This window comes from Paenibacillus lemnae (assembly GCF_012933385.1).
Taxonomy (GTDB): Bacteria; Bacillota; Bacilli; order Paenibacillales; family Paenibacillaceae; genus Paenibacillus_AQ; species Paenibacillus_AQ lemnae.
Genome location: NZ_JABBPN010000049.1, coordinates 1 through 645 on the forward strand (window position 1 = coordinate 1; position 645 = coordinate 645).

Here is a 645-nt window from a genome sequence, read left to right on the forward strand (position 1 = left end):
AACCAATGTGGAACTGTGGTGTAGAGGCCTAACATGCCTGCCTGTCACGCAGGAGATCGCGGGTTCGAATCCCGTCAGTTCCGCCATTCAAAGCAAGCTACACGGATGAGAATCCGATAAATATCTAATGATAATATAAGCTAAGAGCCATTAGCTCAGTTGGTAGAGCACCTGACTTTTAATCAGGGTGTCGAAGGTTCGAGTCCTTCATGGCTCATATTTGTTATGCGGTCGTGGCGGAATTGGCAGACGCGCACGGTTCAGGTCCGTGTGGGCTAACCCCCGTGGAGGTTCGAGTCCTCTCGACCGCACCATCTTTGCGGACGTGGCTCAGCGGTAGAGCATCGCCTTGCCAAGGCGAGGGTCGCGGGTTCGATTCCCGTCGTCCGCTTAGAAACCAACTATATATCGGGACGTAGCTCAGCTTGGTAGAGCACCTGGTTTGGGACCAGGGGGTCGCATGTTCAAATCGTGTCGTCCCGACCATATTTTTTTACAATCGATCATTGTGAAGTTTATGAAGACTTCGTACAATGATTTTTTTGTTATTATAAAATGACAGATTGTAATATGAAGTGCGACACCTAAAAAGAAATAGCCCATGGGAACGATTCGTGTAGAATGAAGTTACCACACACCATTCAC

Annotated in this window: 5 tRNA genes; all 5 read left to right on the forward strand. The window is 48.5% G+C overall.

Going from position 1 to position 645, the window contains the following annotated elements:
- Positions 1–9 precede the first annotated feature (9 nt).
- Positions 10–86, forward strand: a tRNA-Asp gene (locus HII30_RS21385).
- 58 nt (positions 87–144) lie between these two features.
- Positions 145–217 (forward strand) — tRNA-Lys (locus tag HII30_RS21390).
- 10 nt (positions 218–227) lie between these two features.
- Positions 228–314: transfer RNA gene (locus tag HII30_RS21395), tRNA-Leu, on the forward strand.
- Positions 315–319: 5 nt separating this feature from the next.
- Positions 320–391, forward strand: a tRNA-Gly gene (locus HII30_RS21400).
- Positions 392–409: 18 nt separating this feature from the next.
- A tRNA-Pro gene (locus tag HII30_RS21405) sits at positions 410–486 on the forward strand.
- The last annotated feature ends 159 nt before the right edge of the window (positions 487–645 follow it).